Genomic DNA, 20,721 nt, shown 5'->3' on the forward strand with positions numbered 1-20,721 from the left:
TGTAAAACTATATGAAAGCTTTAAAAACCCTGAACCCCTACTTTTGGAAACACAAGATATTGTTGTTTTGGGGGCTGTTATTTATCATTGCCAGTAATTTTTTTAATACATATAAAGTTCAGTTTGTAGGAAAATCGGTTGATGAACTTACCAAAAACGGACAAATGGGATTCAACAGGCAGGTATTAATTTACGTTGCCATAATTGTTGGTTGTTCGTTATTGACGGGATTCTTTACTTTCATGATGAGACAGACCATTATTGTAGCGTCAAGGAGAATTGAATATGAGCTTAAAAATAAAATCTACAGACACTATCAGGAGCTTTCCCTTACAGACTATAAGCAGACGACTATCGGTGACCTCATGAACCGGTTGAGCGAGGATATTGTAGCAGTAAGAATGTATCTGGGACCAGGAGTAATGTATGTCGTTAATTTATTGGTTTTGCTTCTTATTACAAGCATCTACATGATAAAAACGGATGTGTCCATGACTTTGTGGACTTTACTGCCGCTTCCGATCTTATCATACCTTATTTTTAAAGTAAGCTCAATCATTAACAAGAAGTCAAAAATAATGCAGAAAAGCCAATCCGGCATTTCAACTTTTGTGCAGGATAGCTTTTCGGGAATAAGAGTTGTAAAATTCTTTGCGAGAGAAAATTACATCAAAAAGAATTACGGGGTAAAAGTAACCGACTATCAGGACAAGGCATTAGATCTGGCAAAGACAGAAGCCTATTTTTTCACCATTATTTTATTTGTAATCGGATTGCTTAACGTAGCCATCATTGTTATAGGTGGACAAAAATACATTGCAGGACAATTGAGTATTGGTAAAATAGCCGACTTTTTCATGTACATCAACACTCTTATATTTCCCTTTTCAATGGTAGGATGGGTAACATCTGTCAATCAAAGAGCAGAAGCCTCCATGCAGAGGATTAATGAGTTTTTGGATAAAAAATCTGAAATCATTAACAAAAATTCTGATCAGTATAAAATCAAGGGAGATATTGAATTTAGAAATGTTTCATATGTGTACCCTAACACAGGAATAAAAGCTTTAGAAAATTTAAGCTTTACAATTAATGCGGGACAATCATTGGCGATTATGGGGAAAACAGGAAGCGGAAAATCTACGATCGCCTTATTGCTATGCCGTTTGATAGACCCTACTGAAGGTGAAATTCTGATTGACGGGAAAAATCTTAAGGACCACAATCTCGAAGTGTACAGGGATTTTATTGGCTATATTCCTCAGGAGAGCTATTTATTCTCGGATACTATAGAAAATAATATTGGATTTGCGATCGACCATCCGTCCCATGAGAAAGTAGTAGAATATGCTAAAATCGCAGACGTTCATAAAAACATCATAGGATTTAAAGAACAGTATAAAACAACGGTTGGAGAGCGTGGAGTGATGCTTTCGGGAGGACAAAAGCAAAGAATTTGTATCGCCAGAGCCCTAATTAAGGATCCAAATATCATTATTTTTGATGATTCTTTATCTGCATTAGATACCGAAACCGAACAAAATATACTGCAAAATATTGAGTCAAAAATCCACAATGCAACCTCCATAATTATCACACACAGAGAGTCTAGCGCACAAAGAGCTGACAAAATCCTTAATCTTACTGAAATTACCAATTCTGTAACTGCTTAGCCGATTCATTCAAAATTGTTAAATAAATCATAAAAAAAATTTTGTGATTAAAAGAAATCTTTTATATTTGTTCTTAACAAGATTAAAAAATATCTAACAATGAGTGAATACAAGGAACGCCATGAAAATGAAATTTTCACGAAGGTGTTAAAAGCAGGAAGAAGAACATATTTCTTTGATGTGCGTGAGACGAAAGCGGGGGATTATTATCTTACGATTACCGAAAGTAAAAAGAACTTCGGTGAAAATGGAGAGGCTACATTTGAAAAACACAAAATTTACCTTTACAAAGAAGATTTTAAGAGTTTCCAGGAAATGTTCAATGAGTCAACAGATTTCATCATTAATGAAAAGGGTGAGGATGTAATTTCAGAAAAACATGACAAAGACTTCAAAAGCAAATCTTATACTATAGATTCTGACGACGAAGTATAAAAAAAGAATATCTAAAAACACAAGCATCTGAAAAAAGGTGCTTTTTTTATGTCTATTTTTTTACAGGATTATTCTAAGGACAATGAATTTAAAGATGGGCAAAAGGGTACTTTTAAATACTAATTATGATGTACCACTCATTAACAGTAATATGTTAGAAATATGCTATAAAACTCCTTCTAAAGTATTCTCCTAATATTTATCACTTCACATTCTATTTCAATCAAGTATTCCCCTTAAAACAGCATCAAAATAAAAATCTATCCTGATCCTAAAATAAAATTAAAAGTTTTTGATATTTTTTTGGATAAAAAAATGAAACATCAGAAAGGTATAAAATAAAAAAGTACACTTTAAAAGTGTACTTTCTTTGGGTGAATGATGGGTCTCGAACCCACGACCTTCGGAACCACAATCCGACGCTCTAACCAACTGAGCTACAATCACCGTTTTGTGGTTGCAAATATAGGAAAGATTTTTTAATTACAAAACAATTCCTTCAAAATTTTTCAAAGCAATTAACTTCTCTGTCGTAAATCCCTCAGCGTAAGCAACTCCCGATAGACGCCCTAAATCCTGAGCTCTGTATGTTAAGCTTTCCAGAAAGTCTTTTGTAGCAATCGGAGTTACCGGTTCGGTAGAATTCGGATCATAAAACTGAGTTTTAAATGCAAGACATGCTTCAATTTTCTTATCAAGATAATTTGAGATATCAATTACAAATTCAGGTTGAATATGTTTCCACTGGATATAATGAAAAATATGCTTAGGCCTCCATACGTCCTGACTTTCTCCTCCTTCTACAGTCTCCACCTTTCTAAGACCAGCTAAAAAGCATGCATCGGAAACTAATTTCGCTCCTTTTGCATGATCCGGATGTCTATCATCAATCGCATTGGCTAAGACGATTTCCGGGCGGTATTTGCGGATCATTTTTACAATCTTCATCTGATACTCTTCTGAATTAACAAGAAACCCGTCTTTCATACCTAAATTTTCCCTTGCGGAAACCCCAAGAATTTTTGCAGATTCAGCAGCCTCCATTTTTCTGGTTTCGTCTGTTCCTCTTGTTCCCAGTTCACCTTTTGTAAGATCTACAATAACACATTTTTTTCCTTCTGATATCAATTTGGCAATGGTACCTCCACAACCCAGTTCTACGTCATCAGGATGCGCTCCAAAAGCAAGTATGTCTGTTTTCATATTTTTCAAAGATAAGGCTTAAAATAAAAACTTCCCAAACATTATGAATGGGAAGTTAATATATATAATTTAAATTTTAAATTACTTATTGATCTCACCGTTAAGTTTAACAGCATCCTGATAAGTCGGATCCAACTGAACAGACTTAGCAACATAATCTTTAGCTTTAGCAAGATCAGAATCTTTGCTCATATAAGCTACGGCAAAGTAAGCATAAGCTAAAGTTTGCTTATTAGCCTCTACATCAGCAGGCTTTACAGTAGTGATGAATTTTTCATACGCTATTTTCGCAGCATCATTATTCCCAGCTTGTTGGTAAGAATAACCTAAACTGTAATAAGCAGGAGCCCAATCAGGAAGAAGTGTACTCATTTTCTGCCATGTTAATATAGCTCCGTTCCAGTTTTTAACATCCTGGTAAGCAGTCGCTAATTTGAATAATGAATCTGTATCCTGTGCATTAGCTGCGACTTTTTGCTTTAATCCTTCAATGGTAGGGTTTGTAGGTCCTGCATCAGCTGATCCCTGAGAAGCTCCTCCTCCGGCAATCTTAGCTAATTCCATATCCCATTTCATTGTTTCATCTTTTGCAGCTTTTGCGATAGCTATTTTCTGCTGAGCTTCAGTTGTTAAAGCAGTTTTCTTTGCTGCATCTTTTTCATCCTTAGCCAATCCAGCGGCAATTAAACCTTGTAATCCCTGGTCAGCAGGTTGTACTCTTGATTTATCCGCCTGAGAAACGAAAGTATCCATGTTTTGCTTAGCATCTGCATATTTACCTTCAGAATATAATTGATAAGCTCTCAATTTGAATTTAATAGGATCATCAATTTTATCAAAGATCTTATCTAAAACAGTTCTTGAATTGTTATAATCTTCGTTTGTAAAATAAAGCTTAGCGATTTCTAATTGTGTATATGGATCTTCATCCGCATATTTAGTATAATTGATCAAGTCCTGAGTCGCTTTATCATTTTGCTGATATTTAATATCATAGGCAGCCAAAGCTTTATAAGCAGGTGCATATGTAGCATCTACAGCAATTGCTTTATCAATATTCTCTTTAGCTAATTTCCATTGCTGAGCAGCCATCCATAAGGTACCCATTCTGGTATAAACAGAAGCTTTATTTTTAGCCAGAGGTAACGCTTTATCATAAGCAGTCATAGCATCACCAGGGATTTTTTTCAATCTGTAAGCGTCTCCCAGTGTATAGTAATAATTCGCAGGAACTTCTTTTTTCTGTGCCCTTTCAATTGCCTTATTAAGGAATTGAATGGCAAGATCAGGAGAGTTATTTTTCTCAAATAAAGTTAAAGCCTCTGCAGCTCTGAACAATACTTCAGCATCTTTTTCTCTTGAATCGCTAACAATTTTCTGTATTTCTGCAACAGCTGCCTTATCACCTTTTCCAAGCTTTACAGCTGCCAATCCGATCTTGTTTAAATAGCTTTTGCTATCTGCTGCAAGACCTTTATTGAAGCTTTCAGTTGCTTTAGCAAAATCCGGCTCACCTTGTCTTAGAAAAGTATTTCCTAAATAGAAATAGTTTTCAGCAGTAGGAGCTTTAGCAATCATATCGGTGAACTGAGTCTTTGCCTGGGCAAATTTATCACTGTCGATACTGTTAATACCATCTTGCAATGTTTGTGCAAACGAAAAATTGGCAAAAAATACCACCGCTGCTCCAAAAGCAATCTTTTTTACATTCATAATCATTATATCTTTCATTTTATATTTTCTAAATCGAGTAATATTATACACAATTTTCAGACCAAAATAGTGTATTTATTTGGGGGATAAAGTCAATTTAATATTTTTTAACGCATTTGCACCTCTCTTTTGTAAATATTGTAGGGTTGCAAACCTTCCTTCTGCACAATCATTTGCCCTAATTGGGTACATGAATATCTGATGAAACCATTGGCAATGTTAAAGTTTCCTTCATTTGTTAAAAAATACAAAACTCTAGTAAAAGGATATTTCATTTCACGCAGTCCTGCAGAATCCGGAGTATATAATTTTCCTTTGTTTTCAACCGGCAATATTTTAACCATATCCCTTAATTTTTCAGAAGTTTTATCATAAGGGCGGCTAAAGGTATTAAGACCTATTACACCAATTTTATCGGGATATTTATTGAGCTGTTCTATGATATTTTCACTACCTGGAATCACAGAAAATTGGAGATCTTTAGGCTGCTTCTTAAGCTTCTGAGCAACATAGTTTAAGTTACTAGAATTAGTCCCGTCAAAAATAAATTCCTTTTTATCAGAAAGAAGACCGTTTTGAATTTCATCCATTGAAATACTGGTCCTAGTAGAATTTTTTGGAACAATAAAAACAACTGCGTCAGCAGCAAATCTGGCAGGCAAAAATTTAGAACCCACCTGCTCTTTAAAAGCTTTAAGCTCTTCAGGACTTAAGTCTCTGGACATTACCGCTACTCTGGCCTTTCCTTTCAGAAGATCTAAAAAGCCCAGGTCTTCCTTCCTTGTAACTACCTTTAGGTGTGCTTCGGGATAATTAATCATGTATCCGTCGGCTAAAGCTTCAGTAACACTTTTAAAGGATTCATCAGTAAGGATTGTAAGATCTCCCTTATAATAGGATGGGGATTTGTCTTCTTTTTTACAGCTTATTGCAACTATACTTAAGACAAAAAGCATGATTACTTTAAAATTATTCTTCATTTCCTGAATTTTTTATTCTTGAAACCGCTCTGTAAATTCTAAAGATTCCATACAGAATCATAACACCTCCAAGAGGGTACGCTACAGTAGGCTCTAAAATAATAAAGAAGAATTTGTAAAAAATAACTACAATTCCTAAAACGATATAAAACAATCCCGTAACCAGGGATAACCAATTGAACATCATATAACAAAAATACCAAAAAAAATAAAAAGAGAAGCATATGCTTCTCTTTTTTAATTATTATTTAAAGATAAAAATTATCCTTCAAAATTCATTGTTAATGGTAATCTGAAACGGTAACGTACAGATTGTCCATTAATCTTAGCAGGAGCCCATTTAGTCTTAATAGACTTAATAGTTCTTACTGCTTCAGCATTAAAGTCTGAGCTTTTTCCACTCGCTTTAACGTCTGTAATACTACCGTCTCTTTCAACAACGAAAGTTACTTCAGCTTTTACAGTTCCTTCATCACCATTCATTGCAGATCCGTCAAAGTTACTAGACACTTTATTTCTAAAGGCATTAATACCTCCTGGGAATTCTGCAGTTTGCTCTACCTCTGTATACACCTGAGTGTCACTTACCTGAGGCTTAACTTCAGCAGTTGAAGTTTTAGTCCCCGTTGATGGTGGAGGTGGTGGAGGTGTGTAAGCCGGAGCTTTAACCCCCTCCTGATTTTGCAAACCAGTTGTTGTTTCTAATTGCTTAGAAATCGGTGGTGGTGGAGTTTCAATTTTCGGAGCTTTTACAGGCTCTGGAACCACGTTCTGAATTACCTCGATTTTCTCTTCTTTTGGAGGTGGAGGTGGTGGAGGTGGTTCTTCTTCTTTTGGCTGCTCAATAATTTTATCTTCCTGAAGAATTTCCACCAAATCAGCTTTTACTTCTTTCTTCTCTGGTGCAGTAAGTCTTTTAATCGTAAGATAAATAAAAGGAGACAAAGCCAAAATCAGGAATAGTGCCGTTCCGATAAGAAAAGATCTTGTCAGAAGCTTTGGATACTGATGTCTCAGATCATAGGCACCATATTCTTTGTTTCTATTTTCAAATACAATCTCGTCTAAAGTAAGATTCTGACTGTATACATTTTCATCTGCCATAGATTTACAATTTTATGGTTAAATTACTTTGTAGCTGGTGCAGCCGCAGCTCCATTATTCCCAACTTTCTTGTTATAAATAGCTACCTCCCAAGGTTTCAAATCGGTAACCCCGTATTGTTCACTTTTGGTAATTGCCATTTCATCAAGAATATCAACAAAGTTTTTATATACAGCATCATCTGTCGGCTTGATAATTACAGTAAATTTACTTTTATCTGCCGCATTTGCTTTTGCTTGCTCAATTACCTTTCTAACACCTTCTCTATCAAAAGTAGTTTCATTCAGATTCTGATCAGTTAAAGATGTATTATCTTGCTGATGCCAGAAAATTTTATTGTCTTTACCCAATAACAAAGAAATTGAGTTAGAAAGTTTAATTTCAGTTGGAGGTGGCTTTTTATCTTTTTCTTTCGGTTTTGCCGGAAGACCCAAATCCATTACGTTTGGTTTACTAAACGTGGTTGTGAACATAAAGAAGGTGATCAATAGAAAACCCAAGTCCACCATCGGAGTCATGTCAACTCTGGTACTCTGCTTCTTGGAACGTACCTTGCCGCCCTTGGCGCCCTTTTCCTGTACTTGTACTTCTGCCATTTCTGCTCGATATTATTCGTTAGGTTTACCTTCTTGTGATGTAATCAACCAAAATTTAAGAAAATCAATATCTCTTAAACCTTCAAATAAGCTTTTCACTTTAGGGTATTGAGTAGTAACGTCTCCTTTAATCGCTAATTTGTATTCAGGATTTACGCTCAAACTTTGTTGTACCCAGTCTACTAACTGCTTATTTGTACTATCCATAGGAATCCCTGTAGGACTCTTAAAATTCTTCTGCTCGTCATCTGGCAAATCAAGATAGCTTTTAAGTTGGTTCATTGGAACCCCAATCGCTTGTACTTTTTGAAATGCAGCTTTTTCGTTGTTGTCAAAAGTAATACCATATTTTTGACCCATTTTATCTAAAAGCTGTAATCTCTCTGATGCATTCTCTACCGGTTGGAAATAGAATTTCCCGTCCGGAGTAGCGTTGATAGTCATTAAACTAGCATCAGGAAGTAACTTCTCTGATATTGAAGATGGCGGTTTAATCTGCTCCACGTCAGGTTTTTTAAACTGAGTGGTCAATATAAAGAATGTAAGTAGTAGGAACGCAACGTCACACATCGCGGTCATATCCGTCACTACTCCATGTCTTTTTGGTTTGACTCTCGCCATTATTTTTATTATTTTTAATTAAACTTCTTTTATTGCTAATGCAAATTCCTTGCTGGAAATTCTTAGTTGAATTCCGCGAAAGATTGTTGGATACTCATTGCGATCTCATCGATCTTATAAGTTAATCCATCAATTTTAGATGTAAAGAAGTTATAAAGGATAATAGCGATAGCTGAAGTACCAATACCTAAAGCCGTGTTGATCAATGCTTCAGAGATACCTGTAGAAAGTGCAGCAGCATCTGGAGTACCACCACCTGAACCTAATGCGAAGAATGCTTTGATCATCCCGATTACGGTTCCTAAAAGTGCTACTAACGTTGCAACTGTACCTAAAGTAGAAAGAATCATCATATTCTTTTCCAACATTGGCATTTCAAGAGTTGTAGCCTCTTCGATAGCTTTGTTAAGAGCCACCATTTTTTGCTCTTTGTTTAAAGTCGTATCATGAGATAAAGCTTTGTAAGTCGTAAGACCTTCTTTTACTACATTACCTACAGAACCTTGTTGTCTGTCGCACTCTTCTAAAGCCTCATCAATTTTGTTTTGGTTTAATAAGCTTCTTACCTGAACAACGAAGCTATCCAAGTTTCCTTTTCCAGCTGCTTTACCAAGTACGAAATATCTTTCAAAAGAGAAAACGATTACAGTGATCATGAAAGTAATCAAGATTGGTACGATAACCCCTCCTTTGTAGATAATACCTAAAAACGACTCTGGGTGAATGTCTTTTCCTTCAACACTTGAAAAAGCTACAGATCCACTACCTAGTTTATCTGCATCTTTGAAGTTACCAGGACTCCCTAGCACGAATAAATAAATACAAACTCCTATAACGAATAAAATAGGAATAATAATAGCCGGGTTTAAACCTCCTGCCTTTCTAGCAATTACTTGCTCATCATTTTTTGAAACATTCATTTCCATATTTAACTAAATTATATTGTTTTAAAATTTTATCAAGTTGTAAATTAAAGGCAAAATTAATTAAAATACAATAGTCTCAAATAAACATTTTGCATTTTTTTGATAACGAAATATTATTACGATTTCGATAAATCAATTATTCTCTTTTTTTTTAATGATATTTCTCAGTATTTTTAAATACTTTAAAAATTTCAAAAAATTAAGCCTTCATTTTTTTTAATTTGCCAATGTTAATTTTTTTTTAAATTACAATATTCACAATTCTGTGAGGGACTACAATGATTTTTTTCGGGGTTTTTCCTTCCAAAATCTGTTGCATTTTGGGGTCATTAATCACCAAATCTTCTACTTGCGCGGGTGATAATTGAGCAGATAGGGATAATTTGAACCTCATTTTACCATTTACACTCACCGGATATTCGATTTCATCTTCTACTAAATATGATTCTATTAATTCAGGGAATTTTTCAAATTCAATAGAATCGGTATGTCCTAACAAACTCCAAAGCTCTTCACAAATATGTGGTGCATAAGGAGAAATGATAACGGCTAATGGCTCAAGAATATTGCGTTTGTTGCATTTTATTTTTTGTAATTCATTTACAGCGATCATAAATGAAGATACAGAGGTATTGAAAGAGAAGTTTTCGATATCGTAAACCACCTTCTTTATTAAAGTATGCAGAACTTTATATTCTGCTTTTGTCGGTTCTTCATCAGAAACTTCAAATACATCTCCGTTAAAATAAAGGTTCCAGAATTTTTTAAGGAATCCGTACACTCCACTTAGTCCCTGGGTATTCCATGGTTTCGATTGTTCCAATGGTCCTAAGAACATTTCATATAATCTTAATCCGTCCGCTCCATATTCTGCACAGATATCATCCGGATTTACTACATTATATTTAGACTTGGACATCTTCTCTACCTCGCGATCTGTAATATACTTTCCGTCTTCCAAAATAAATTCAGCATCAGCATAGTCGGGTCTCCATTGTTTGAATGCTTCAGTATCCAATTCATCAGATGTTCCTTTTAATAAGGATACATCTACGTGGATTGGTGTAAACTCTAATCGAGAAAATTTCAAAGTAAACCCTGAGCTTTTATATAAATCATTATACTTAATCTCTTGCTCATGAACATATTCTTTTAAATCTTCATTAAGAACATTTGATTCTTGATACTTTTTAAATACGTTATACGACGCATAAGTATTAGGAATTTCAAAGCAGATATCATTTTGTAAACTATTACTAGTATAATTTCTTTCAAAGAAAATTTCGATTCTATACACAAATGCACTCATTCCCAAAATCATCCCCTGATTGATCAATTTCTGGAAAGGCTCATCCTGACTGATGTATCCTCTGTCCTTTAGGAACATATTCCAAAAACGGGAATACAGCAAGTGACCTGTTGCATGTTCACTTCCTCCTATATATAGGTCTACCTGTCCCCAATAATCAGTGATATCTTTTTTAGCAAAAACTTCTTCATTATGAGGATCCATATATCTTAAGAAGTACCATGAGCTTCCAGCCCAACCAGGCATTGTGGACAACTCTAATGGAAATACATTAACCTCATCGATTAATTCTGTAGCTACAACTTTTTGATTAGTCTCATCCCACGCAAAAAACTTAGCGTTTCCTAATGGAGGATCCCCGTCTTCTGTTGGTAAATATTTTTCAACTTCGGGAAGCTCCAAAGGCAAAGAAGACATTGGTAAAGTATATGGCATTCCATCCTTATAATATATAGGAACCGGTTCACCCCAATAACGCTGTCTTGAGAAAATAGCATCACGCTGTCTGTAATTTGTAGTTCCATGACCGATATTACGCTTCTCAACTTCGGCAATCATTTTTGCTTTAGCCTCATCGTAAGATAATCCATTCAGGAAATCTGAATTAACACAAACGCTGGTCTTAGAGTCAAAAGATTTTTCCTGAACATCTTCATCGGTCTCAACAACCTTTTTAATTTCAAGATTAAACTTTTTTGCAAATCTGTGATCACGTTCATCGTGAGCAGGTACTGCCATAACAGCTCCTGTTCCATATCCCATCAATACATAATCTGAGATATAAATCGGCATCTTCTCATTGCTGAAAGGATTGATTGCATAACTTCCGGTAAATGCACCACTCACGTTTTTTACATCAGACATTCTATCCCTCTCGGTTTTCTTAGAAGTCTCTTCTATATAAGCATCAACTTCAGCCTTCTGAACAGCCGTAGTAATGGTATCAACTAATGGGTTTTCCGGCGCAAGCACCATGAAAGTCGCTCCGAAAATAGTATCAGGTCTTGTGGTGAAAACCTCGATCTTTTCGTCGTGATTCTCAACATTGAATTGAACCTGCGCTCCCTGGGATTTTCCAATCCAGTATTCCTGCGAATCTTTTAAAGGTTGTGGCCAGTCTATTGTATTTAATCCTTGAAGTAATCTCTCAGAGTATGCGGAAATCCTCATACTCCATTGCATCATCTTTTTCTGAAATACTGGAAAACCTCCCCTTTCAGACTTCCCATCTTTTACTTCATCATTGGCTAATACTGTTCCAAGAGCAGGGCACCAGTTAACTGTCGTTTCAGCTCTGTAAGCCAGACGATAATTTAATAAGATATCTTCCTTATCAATATCTGAAGCATTCTTCCACTCTTCTGCCGTGAAATCAAGTTCGTCATTTTGATTTGCATTTAAACCTTGTGTCCCTTTTTCTTCAAAATGCTGAATCAGCGTTTCTATAGGCTCTGCTTTATCGGTATCTTTATTGTACCACGAATGGAACAACTGGATAAATATCCATTGTGTCCACTTATAATAGGAAGCATCTGAAGTTCTCACTTCCCTGCTCCAATCAAATGAAAAACCAATTTTTCTTAATTGTTCTTCATACCTGTTAATGTTTTGTTCAGTAGTAATAGCAGGATGCTGTCCTGTTTGAATAGCATACTGTTCCGCAGGAAGTCCAAAGCTGTCATAACCAACCGGGTGAAGCACATTAAATCCCTGATGTCTTTTATACCTTGCATAAATATCAGATGCAATATATCCAAGAGGATGTCCTACGTGTAATCCTGCTCCTGATGGATAAGGAAACATATCGAGAACATAAAATTTGGGTTTATCTGTTGTATCGGAAGTTTTGTATGTCTGCTTTTCTTCCCAGTATTTCTGCCACTTTTTTTCTATCTGCTGATGATCGTAAAACACTTTATGTATAGATTTTATTTAAAATTAATCTTCAAAAAATTTGAAGAGGTACAAAAATAAAGATTTTAAAAGAAATAGAACTTTAATTTTTAATTAATTAGCATACTTTGATTTAAACAAAAAAATCTCATCCGAAGATGAGATCTGTATTCTTTATTTTCAACCTTATATATATTACTGAGGAATTCTCTTTAGTGTATATGTGGTAGACTTGTATAGATTAGGATCTGTAGTATCTTCAATGGTAAGATTCAGCGTCGTATCAGTGAGTGTAGTTACTTTTCCTTTGTCCGGAACTACTGTACCCTGATACTTGATTTCAATCCTCTTATCACTTGTACTATAGGTATAGGTAAAATTTCGGTCTGAAACAGTACTACATATTGCAGGGGTTCCTATTTCATCCTTATCGGTTCTTTTTCCGGTATTTCCTTCATTGAACAACCATCTTGATTCTTTCTGGCAAGTGGTAAAAGTAATTTCATCTGAAACCCCAGATCCGTTTGCCGGAATAGTGGTAATCACTTCTTTAACAGGTTGCCAAAGTCCGTTAATTGGAAATACCTGTTGAGTATCGTCGTCCTTACATCCGGTTGCTACTAATAATGATAAACCTGCAAATAGTAATGCTAATTTCTTCATGTATCAAATTTTTCAAGGCCTAAAATTATGATTTTTTTTAAATACTCTGTCATTTTTTTTAGGTTTTGCAATTATAATTTTCATTTTCTTAAAATTCCTTCAATAAAACAGATATTTTAAAACCTTATATTTGCATAAAAACACGTATGCCCGAGGTTTCCATAATCACTCCATGCTATAATTCTTCCAGATTTCTGGAAGAGACCATTCATTCTGTAATGAGCCAAACTTTTACAGACTGGGAGTGGCTAATCACTGATGACAAGTCTTTGGATAATTCTGTGGATATAATCCGTAAGGTAAATGATCCAAGAATAAAGTTATCTGTTGCGGAAAAAAATGGAGGTGCAGGACATGCTCGAAATTTATCCCTTGAAAAAGCAACCGGAAGATTTATTACTTTTCTGGATGCCGATGACTACTGGGAGCCTGATTTTTTAGAAGAGATGATCAGCTTCATGAAGCGCGAAAATGCTGAAATTGCCTATTCCAATTATGCGAGATGCAATGAACAGCTTATTCCTCAGATTGAAGATTTCAAAGCAGACAAGGAAGTAACTTTTGACAATTTACTGAAAACATGCCGATTATCCCTCCTATCATCGATGTATGATTCCCAGAGGGTAGGCAAAGAATACTTTCCGGAAGGCAGCAAACGGGAAGATCATGTTATGTGGCTCAATTTACTAAAGAAAATTCCTGTGGGAAAACCCCTTCCAAAAACTATGGCAAAATACAGGATGCATTCAACGAGTGTTTCCAGAAAAAAACAGCATATCGTAAAAGATCAGTACCTTGTGTACAAAGATTTCATGAAGTTTTCTACGTTAAAGTCTCTATATTATACTGCCAACTGGGCGTTGAACGGGTTTATGAAATATTCTAAAATTTTTAATTAATGGAGTATTCAAAAGAATTCAAAGCAGCACTGAGTAATTTCTCTTCTATAGAAAAAGACCGTTTGATCTTCAGACTTCTTAAAAAAGACAAGCTCCTTTCTAAAAAACTATATTTTGAGTTAATTGATACAGAAACAACGGATCAGAAAAGATCCCAAATGGAAGATATCATTGAAGAAAAAGTTCTTTTCGCATCTAAATATATAACTAATCCAAAATATTTCCTGGTTCTTATTAGAAAAATAAGCGCTGAAATAACTGAACACATAAAAGTGACTACCGATAAATTCGGTGAAGTATCACTTCACCTGTTTCTCATCAACAGAATTTTAGAACAAAATTCTCAGCTCAATCATCAAAGGTTCGATGCTGTATATAAGCTTTACATTTATCTAATCAATAAAGCAATAAAGGCGCTTCTTACTATACAAAAGCTTGATGAAGATTACTGGATTGAGTTCGATGAGCAATTGAATGAACTGGAAGATAAAATTCAAAATAACCGCTACCTACAGAAACTTTGTATCAATAATAGTTTTGATATGAGATGGCTTAAATCTGACCGTATTCCTGAAAATCTGGATTTAATCATTAAAGAGATCAAAAGCCAGGGATTCTTAAAATGATATCATCTTTTCAATAATAAGCTCCGAAGAATCGGGTTTATCATCTACAAATTTTCTGGCACTTTGAGACATATCTTCAATTACCTCTTCATTATGGGTTAAAAAAAGAATAAAATCCGCAGCCAAATATTCGGTTTCAAAAGATTTGCCTCCATCTGCTGAAATCAGTTCATCTGCTTCAGGATTTTTTCTGTAGTGGTTTCCGAAAACAACAGGAACACCAAAAGCCGCCGCTTCAAGAATATTATGAAGACCTGCATCATGAAACCCACCTCCCACTACGGCAATATCAGCATAGGAATATAATTTTGATAGTAGCCCGATGCTATCAATAATCAACAGCTGAGGATTGAAAGCCGAAAATCCGGAATCAGAAATTTCACTATACAATAAGGCATTGGGAAACATCTGCTTTAAGTTCTGGACTCTTTTTAAATCATGAGGAGCAATAATAATTTTCACATCCTGATTCATTACAGAAACCAGCTCTGCAATTTTTTCTTCAGCATGCCACGAACTTCCGAAAACAATGGTTTTTTGATCTCCTGTAAAGTCTTTGATAAATTTCACATGATGATCCCTGCTCCTAAGTTGCTTAACCCTGTCAAATCTTGTATCTCCTGTTATAGAAGATTTTACCAATCCTATACTTTTAGCCAGAGCGTAGGAAAATTCAGTCTGATGAAAAAACCAATCAACGTTTGACTGAAGCTGTTTAACAAACCATTTCCCGTAAGATGTAAAAAATGATTGCCTTTCATAGAACAGTGCAGAAATCACATAAATTCTGGCATTCCTTTTTTTTAGTTCAGCTAAAAGATTATACCAATAATCATATTTAACCGTAAAGAATAGTTCAGGAGTGAACTGTGCAACAAACTCGCTTACAGATTTTTTTGTATCAAAAGGAAGATAGCAAATAACATCAGCGATATGTTTTTTCCTGATAACATTTTCATATCCTGAAGGTGAAAAAAATGTAATCAGAATTTTATGTTGTGGAAAAATTTCTTTCAACCTTTCAAGAACAGGAAGCCCCTGCTCATATTCCCCCAGACTTGCTGCATGCATCCAGATTACCTTATCCGTTTTTGAAAATGAAGATTTTACAAGCGATAAAGAATGTTTTCGTCCCTCAATTCCTTTTTTAGTTTTCTCATTGAACAACGAAAATACTTTCATTCCGAAAATGAGGATATTAATCAGTATGTTATAAATAAAAGACATCATCTATTTTTCAATTTCAACCCGGTCATTATTTGTTGAAGGACAAGAGATCACTAAAAACTCAAGTTCTTCTTCTGTATCATTAAAAATATAATGTTGCGCTTTTGGCTCAATAGAAATACTTTCACCCGCTTTTATAAAAAACTTTTCCTGCTCAATTTCAAATGAAGCCTCTCCCTTAAGAATATAAAAGAATTGGCTAGCTCTATTATGAAAATGAAGTTTTTCAGAGGTTCCCGAAGGCATTTTTTCCTGCTTTACAGAAAGCTCCTGGGTATCCTTCAGTACCCAGCTATCACAATGCTCTCCCCATATATAGTGATCAGAATTATTTTTGGATTTTATCATATTTTCCTTTTTTAAACATTACAAATATGTTTGTCCCTATTACAAGGATCATCAAGCCTAAAAAAACGAAAAACATATTACCCAAAGTATTTGTTCTGTTTTCAGCTATCCAAACGGTTTCTAAAAGAGTATACCCAAACAACAATAGCAGAGGTAGCAGAATACTGTATGCAAAAAGCTCTAAAGATTTTTTATTTCGGAAGTGATCCGGAATAGTAAGCATGGGAGAGTTGGAATCTCTGGTAACCGCAAAAAGAATAAAAGATAAGAAGGTAGCAATAGAAGGTAAAATCCAAATTGTCCTTTTATGATCATAACCGTCAATTCTTCCGTTAACCATAAAATGAGTAGGAATAATTTCCGGTAATTCTGCATATTTCCATCCGGTAAAAATCCAAATTGAAATAAGCAAGAGAATATTTACAATAAGTAATAGTTTACCAGACATGCTTCGGTTATTACAAAACTTTTTTAATCACTCTTAATTTATGGGTATGACTGTTCAATTCCTTATTGAAAATCCCGGAGGAATCAAGGGTGTCAATTCTTACCTTACCAGAGGCATGAATGATCTTCTGATTTTCTAGCATAATTCCAACGTGAATAATTTTCCCTTCGGTATTTTCAAAGAATGCCAAGTCTCCGGGCTGACTTTCCTCAACAAAGGTTAAAGGCTCCCCCATCTCTGCCTGCTGATAGGTATCTCTCGGAAGCTTGATGTCGTGAACTTTATACACCAATTGTGTAAAGCCTGAACAATCTACCGCAAAAAAGCTTTTTCCTCCCCATAAATAAGGAACATTAAGAAATTCTTTTGCCGTTAAAGCAATGCTTTCCCGAATATCATGACTTCTCCTTGAAGCCACAGCCGGAAATTCAACTTCTGATCCCATAGAAAGCAATGTTTTACCATCATTCATCAATACAGAGGAGAAATCTTCCGTAATCAGAGTAACTTTTCTCTTTTCAAGTTCTTCGTCTGATACCGGTTTTATCTGTTTAGTATCCACCCATCCTTCATAGCCATCATAATGCATTTTTATTTTGGTCCAGTTTTTATTCACTTCCAAAATATCAGCACTTTCACCAAACAATATTTCTGTTACAATCTCTGCTTTGTCCGAGTTTTCTGCACGGACAGGAGCTACAGTAACAATACAGATTCCTTTATTCATCAACTTTCTTTATATATTAAATGACTAAGGATTTGAAAATTTAAATTTCAAACCTCTCTATTTACTTCCTTCGAAGGAAATTAACCCCGTCACGCAAAGGTAAAATAAGATTTTCAAAATCTTCATCTTTTGCAATCAAATCATTTAATTCTTTAATGACCTGGGTAGATCTTTGTTTTGGGTTTTCTTCCAATACTTTACCGTACCATAGAACATTATCAAACAATACCACTGATCCGGATTGGGTATGGGGTTTTATTAATCTGAAATATTCTGCATAATTATCCTTATCTGCATCGATAAAAACAAGATCAAAAATCTCATTTGTTTCTTTTAAGAAGTCTTTTGCATCCTGAAGTTTAAAATAGATCTGCTCCGAAAATTCACTTTCAGAAAAATACTTTCTTGGAAGGTAAGCCAGGTCTTCATTAACATCCAATGTTGTAATTTTTCCTTCTTTGGATAAGCCCGTAGCTAAACAAAGGGTGGCATATCCCGTAAAAGTTCCTATTTCAAGAATATTTACTGGCCGCAGCATCTGGGAAATAATCGTTAAAAGCCTTCCCTGCTGATAACCGGATATCATATGCGGCTGTGTTGTTTTCTGGAAAGTTTCTTTTCTTAATCTCTTCAGAATTTCAGGTTCGGAAGAAGCGTGGGTCTCCAGATACCTATCCATTTCCGGGTTCTTTTCTTCAAAAAAACTCATGTTATCGATTTTTGTTATTCAAATTTAATTAAATAAAAGAAAAAATGGTGGTATTGTGGATAAAAGATACAATTTAACCATGGGAAAATCACCCTGCTAAAATACCGTAAAAACACGGGTGTTTTAGCAGACAGGACATTAGTACCTTTGCTAAGCAGCAAACGCAAAAACATCATATAACATGGAAACAGAAGAAAGCCTAACTAAGAAAAAGAGAAAAGCTACAGGATCATTAGAGAATGTATCTTCTGAAAAAACTAAACGCAAATTATCCGATTCATTTATTAAGCGAATTATTTCATTATTGAAACAAGAAGAATTAGTTTGATTAAAATAATAAATCCCGAATTTCTCCGGGATTTATTTATGTTTATGTATTTCAAGTATTATTTCTTAGGAGCAATATCCATCAGTTTCATGAACTCATCAAGCTTAGGCATAATGATAATTTCAGTTCTTCTGTTTTCTGCTCTTCCTGAAACACTCATGTTTGTTGCTTTAGGATTGTATTCTGAACGACCTCCAGCTGTAATTCTTGAAGGATCTACTCCAAACTGAGTTTGCAGCACCTTCGCAACCGCAGTTCCTCTCAATGCAGAAAGATCCCAGTTGTCTCTTGGTAAATTAGCAGAGCTCAAAGGAGCATTATCAGTATTCCCTTCAATAAGTACGGAATATTTATCGTAATCGTTGATCACTTTAGCTACTTTTCCTAGTACTTCCTGAGCTGCCGGCAGAATGTTATAATCTCCTGTTTTGTACAACATTTTATCTGAAAGGGAAATCATTACAACTCCTTTCAATACTTTTACCTGAACATCCTCATCGGTTACATTATCCAAAGATCTTTTCAGTTTATTTGACAATGCTAAATTCAGACTGTCATTTTTAGCATTATTAGAAATCAATTGTTTGATGTATGAGTTTGAAGCATTAATCTCACCTACCAGTTTATCAATATTTGCAGAGCTTTTTCCTGTATTGGATAAGCATGCATCTAAAGATGACTTCAGAGCATCATGCTGGCTTTTTAGTAAACTATTTTCACCGGATAATGCGGAGTTTTGAGATTTCAGATCCTGAATCTCTCTTTGTCTTTCGCCAATATTTTCAATGCACTGTTTGTAGTTCGAACTTAGTGCATCATACTGTTTTTTGCTGACACAAGATGTCATTCCCAACGCCATCGCAGAAACTGCTAAAATTTTTAATATCTTCATAAATAATCTTTTTTAGACGGATCAAAGTTAGAAAATTCAATTGAATTATATGAATTATCTTTGCACAAATGAAATTCTCAACAGTTATGTTGAAAAAATTAAGTATTAAAGAACAGCTTCAAAATCTGGTTAACTCACCCGAAAAACACAATTATCTTTTAGCGGTAAGCGGAGGTGCAGATTCCATCGTTTTAGCTTTTTTATTCAGTAATCTGGGTCTTAATTTTCAGATTGCACATATCAATTACAAACTTCGGGGTAAGGACTCTGATTCGGATCAGAAAATTGTTCAGGATTTTTGTCAGGCCAATGACATCAAATTTCATTTATATGAGGTTTCGGAAGAAGATCAACAACCTGAAAATTCCATTCAGCTTTGGGCCAGGGAACTCCGGTATCAATTTTTTAAAAAGGTACAAGAGGCAGAAAAACTGGAATATCTGGTAACCGCACATCACCTGAATGATCAACTAGAAACATTCATCATTAATCTGTCAAAAGCAGCAGGCATTAACGGATTGAGCGGCATTCCTGCTAATGAGAACAAAATCCTGCGCCCTCTTTTAGATTATTCCAAAGAAGAGATTTATAGTTTTGCAAAAGAAAACAATATCGAATACAGAGAAGATGCATCTAATAAAAAAAACGATTACTTAAGAAACAAAATCAGAAATGAAATTGTCCCGAAACTTCTTGAAACTAATGATCATTTTTTAGAAAATTTTAAAAAAAGCTCTTCTTACCTGAATCAGGCAAAAGATTTTATACAAAAACAAATAGAAGAAGTAGAAAATAGTATTTCTACATTTAACCTGGAAAAGAGAATCCTATCAAAGCAAAAGCTGGCTAAAGAAAGTGATTTTATAAAGTTCGAGATTTTAAAAAAATACGGATTCAACAAAGAAGAAGAAATCAGGAAAATTTTCACTGCCTCTACAGGAAGTTCTTTTTTTTCTAATGATTATCAACTGATGGTTAATCGGGATGAACTTATCATAATCAATAAGGTTGATAAAAAAGAGGAAGAACAGATAATTTTAATTGAGAAGTTTGATTTCAATAAAGTTTCAGTTGATATCAATCTTGCCACATTCATTACAGACAGTAGTGAGCACAGCAAGAGTTTCAAATGGTCTTTTGATGCAGAACAGCTTCAATTCCCATTAATTTTAAGGAAAAAAGAGGAAGGTGATTTATTTTATCCATTACTCTTTTCGGGAAAAAAGAAAGTTTCCAAGTTTTTTAAGGATGAAAAATTATCTATTTTAGCGAAGCAAAAAATTTGGGTATTGGCGGACGGCAATAAAAACGTCTTAGGCATTATTCCTTACAGACAAGACAGAAGATTTGTGTGTACAGAAAAAACAAAGCATACCCTAAACCTTTTTAATGAAAAGTAAA

General features: G+C 34.8%; 22 protein-coding genes and 1 tRNA gene. 6 read left to right on the forward strand and 17 right to left on the reverse strand.

Going from position 1 to position 20,721, the window contains the following annotated elements; all coding sequences use genetic code 11:
• The first annotated feature begins 11 nt into the window (after window positions 1-11).
• Together MTQ00_RS13515 and MTQ00_RS13520 are read left to right on the forward strand one after the other, a co-directional pair.
• Window positions 12-1,673, forward strand: coding sequence for an ABC transporter ATP-binding protein (locus MTQ00_RS13515; protein ID WP_273649677.1), 1,662 nt, complete (start codon window positions 12-14; stop codon window positions 1,671-1,673).
• Window positions 1,674-1,772: 99 nt separating this feature from the next.
• A complete protein-coding gene (locus MTQ00_RS13520) occupies window positions 1,773-2,108 on the forward strand; it encodes a DUF3276 family protein (RefSeq protein ID WP_034679055.1) in 336 nt (111 codons plus the stop codon).
• Window positions 2,109-2,480: 372 nt separating this feature from the next.
• Here MTQ00_RS13520 and MTQ00_RS13525 read toward each other — a convergent pair.
• The 11 genes from MTQ00_RS13525 to MTQ00_RS13575 all read right to left on the reverse strand — a co-directional run bounded on the left by MTQ00_RS13525 (window position 2,481) and on the right by MTQ00_RS13575 (window position 13,116).
• A tRNA-His gene (locus tag MTQ00_RS13525) sits at window positions 2,481-2,556 on the reverse strand.
• A 35-nt stretch (window positions 2,557-2,591) separates the two neighbouring features.
• A complete protein-coding gene (gene bshB1 / locus MTQ00_RS13530) occupies window positions 2,592-3,311 on the reverse strand; it encodes a bacillithiol biosynthesis deacetylase BshB1 (protein ID WP_273649682.1) in 720 nt (239 codons plus the stop codon).
• Between the two features lie 81 nt (window positions 3,312-3,392).
• Window positions 3,393-5,042, reverse strand: coding sequence for a tetratricopeptide repeat protein (locus MTQ00_RS13535; protein WP_273649683.1), 1,650 nt, complete (start codon window positions 5,040-5,042; stop codon window positions 3,393-3,395).
• Window positions 5,043-5,131: 89 nt separating this feature from the next.
• Window positions 5,132-6,004, reverse strand: coding sequence for a PstS family phosphate ABC transporter substrate-binding protein (locus MTQ00_RS13540; protein ID WP_273649685.1), 873 nt, complete (start codon window positions 6,002-6,004; stop codon window positions 5,132-5,134).
• Complete coding sequence (locus MTQ00_RS13545) at window positions 5,994-6,191, reverse strand: DUF308 domain-containing protein (protein WP_373428030.1); 198 nt, start codon at window positions 6,189-6,191, stop codon at window positions 5,994-5,996. Before MTQ00_RS13545 ends, MTQ00_RS13540 begins: the two co-directional genes overlap by 11 nt.
• Before the next feature lie 74 nt (window positions 6,192-6,265).
• Window positions 6,266-7,108 carry an energy transducer TonB gene (locus tag MTQ00_RS13550; RefSeq protein ID WP_172280794.1) on the reverse strand — a complete coding sequence of 281 codons (843 nt, stop codon included), beginning with the start codon at window positions 7,106-7,108 and terminating at the stop codon, window positions 6,266-6,268.
• Between the two features lie 23 nt (window positions 7,109-7,131).
• Window positions 7,132-7,704, reverse strand: coding sequence for an ExbD/TolR family protein (locus tag MTQ00_RS13555; RefSeq protein WP_172280796.1), 573 nt, complete (start codon window positions 7,702-7,704; stop codon window positions 7,132-7,134).
• A 12-nt stretch (window positions 7,705-7,716) separates the two neighbouring features.
• Window positions 7,717-8,325: an ExbD/TolR family protein gene (locus MTQ00_RS13560; RefSeq protein ID WP_172280798.1), complete on the reverse strand. Its 609-nt coding sequence runs from the start codon at window positions 8,323-8,325 to the stop codon at window positions 7,717-7,719.
• A 62-nt stretch (window positions 8,326-8,387) separates the two neighbouring features.
• Window positions 8,388-9,251 (reverse strand): MotA/TolQ/ExbB proton channel family protein, encoded by an 864-nt coding sequence (locus tag MTQ00_RS13565; RefSeq protein ID WP_172280800.1) that lies wholly within the window; start codon window positions 9,249-9,251, stop codon window positions 8,388-8,390.
• Between the two features lie 241 nt (window positions 9,252-9,492).
• Window positions 9,493-12,474, reverse strand: coding sequence for a leucine--tRNA ligase (locus MTQ00_RS13570; RefSeq protein WP_273649690.1), 2,982 nt, complete (start codon window positions 12,472-12,474; stop codon window positions 9,493-9,495).
• 174 nt (window positions 12,475-12,648) lie between these two features.
• Window positions 12,649-13,116 (reverse strand): lipocalin family protein, encoded by a 468-nt coding sequence (locus tag MTQ00_RS13575; RefSeq protein WP_273649692.1) that lies wholly within the window; start codon window positions 13,114-13,116, stop codon window positions 12,649-12,651.
• A 146-nt stretch (window positions 13,117-13,262) separates the two neighbouring features.
• Here MTQ00_RS13575 and MTQ00_RS13580 point away from each other — a divergent pair, with 146 nt between their 5' ends.
• Both MTQ00_RS13580 and MTQ00_RS13585 read left to right on the forward strand, forming a co-directional pair.
• Window positions 13,263-14,015 carry a glycosyltransferase family 2 protein gene (locus MTQ00_RS13580; protein ID WP_172280806.1) on the forward strand — a complete coding sequence of 251 codons (753 nt, stop codon included), beginning with the start codon at window positions 13,263-13,265 and terminating at the stop codon, window positions 14,013-14,015.
• Entirely contained in the window at window positions 14,015-14,641 is a 627-nt protein-coding gene (locus MTQ00_RS13585) for a deoxyuridine 5'-triphosphate nucleotidohydrolase (RefSeq protein WP_273649695.1), read from the forward strand. The genes MTQ00_RS13580 and MTQ00_RS13585 overlap by 1 nt, the downstream gene beginning before the upstream one ends.
• Here the strand turns inward: MTQ00_RS13585 and MTQ00_RS13590 are convergent.
• The 5 genes from MTQ00_RS13590 to MTQ00_RS13610 all read right to left on the reverse strand — a co-directional run bounded on the left by MTQ00_RS13590 (window position 14,633) and on the right by MTQ00_RS13610 (window position 18,100).
• Complete coding sequence (locus MTQ00_RS13590) at window positions 14,633-15,868, reverse strand: 3-deoxy-D-manno-octulosonic acid transferase (protein WP_273651064.1); 1,236 nt, start codon at window positions 15,866-15,868, stop codon at window positions 14,633-14,635. The two genes, MTQ00_RS13585 and MTQ00_RS13590, sit on opposite strands and share 9 nt — an antisense overlap.
• Before the next feature lie 3 nt (window positions 15,869-15,871).
• On the reverse strand, window positions 15,872-16,216 hold the full coding sequence (locus MTQ00_RS13595) for a cupin domain-containing protein (RefSeq protein WP_273649696.1): 345 nt from the start codon (window positions 16,214-16,216) through the stop codon (window positions 15,872-15,874).
• Complete coding sequence (locus MTQ00_RS13600; RefSeq protein WP_273649698.1) at window positions 16,197-16,664, reverse strand: DUF1648 domain-containing protein; 468 nt, start codon at window positions 16,662-16,664, stop codon at window positions 16,197-16,199. The genes MTQ00_RS13595 and MTQ00_RS13600 overlap by 20 nt, the downstream gene beginning before the upstream one ends.
• 10 nt (window positions 16,665-16,674) lie before the next feature.
• Window positions 16,675-17,391 (reverse strand): C40 family peptidase, encoded by a 717-nt coding sequence (locus MTQ00_RS13605; protein WP_273649700.1) that lies wholly within the window; start codon window positions 17,389-17,391, stop codon window positions 16,675-16,677.
• 61 nt (window positions 17,392-17,452) lie between these two features.
• On the reverse strand, window positions 17,453-18,100 hold the full coding sequence (locus MTQ00_RS13610) for an O-methyltransferase (RefSeq protein ID WP_172280817.1): 648 nt from the start codon (window positions 18,098-18,100) through the stop codon (window positions 17,453-17,455).
• 181 nt (window positions 18,101-18,281) lie between these two features.
• Here MTQ00_RS13610 and MTQ00_RS13615 point away from each other — a divergent pair, with 181 nt between their 5' ends.
• The gene (locus MTQ00_RS13615; protein WP_172280819.1) at window positions 18,282-18,428 is read left to right on the forward strand and encodes a hypothetical protein; all 147 of its coding nucleotides are present in this window, start codon (window positions 18,282-18,284) and stop codon (window positions 18,426-18,428) included.
• A gap of 58 nt (window positions 18,429-18,486) precedes the next feature.
• Here the strand turns inward: MTQ00_RS13615 and MTQ00_RS13620 are convergent, their stop codons facing one another.
• Window positions 18,487-19,320, reverse strand: coding sequence for an OmpA family protein (locus MTQ00_RS13620; protein ID WP_172280821.1), 834 nt, complete (start codon window positions 19,318-19,320; stop codon window positions 18,487-18,489).
• An 86-nt stretch (window positions 19,321-19,406) separates the two neighbouring features.
• Between MTQ00_RS13620 and tilS the strand changes: the two genes are divergently transcribed.
• Window positions 19,407-20,720: a tRNA lysidine(34) synthetase TilS gene (gene tilS, locus MTQ00_RS13625; protein ID WP_273649703.1), complete on the forward strand. Its 1,314-nt coding sequence runs from the start codon at window positions 19,407-19,409 to the stop codon at window positions 20,718-20,720.
• Window position 20,721: the final 1 nt, after the last annotated feature.

The organism is Chryseobacterium sp. B21-037 (genome assembly GCF_028570785.1).
GTDB lineage: Bacteria > Bacteroidota > Bacteroidia > Flavobacteriales > Weeksellaceae > Chryseobacterium > Chryseobacterium proteolyticum.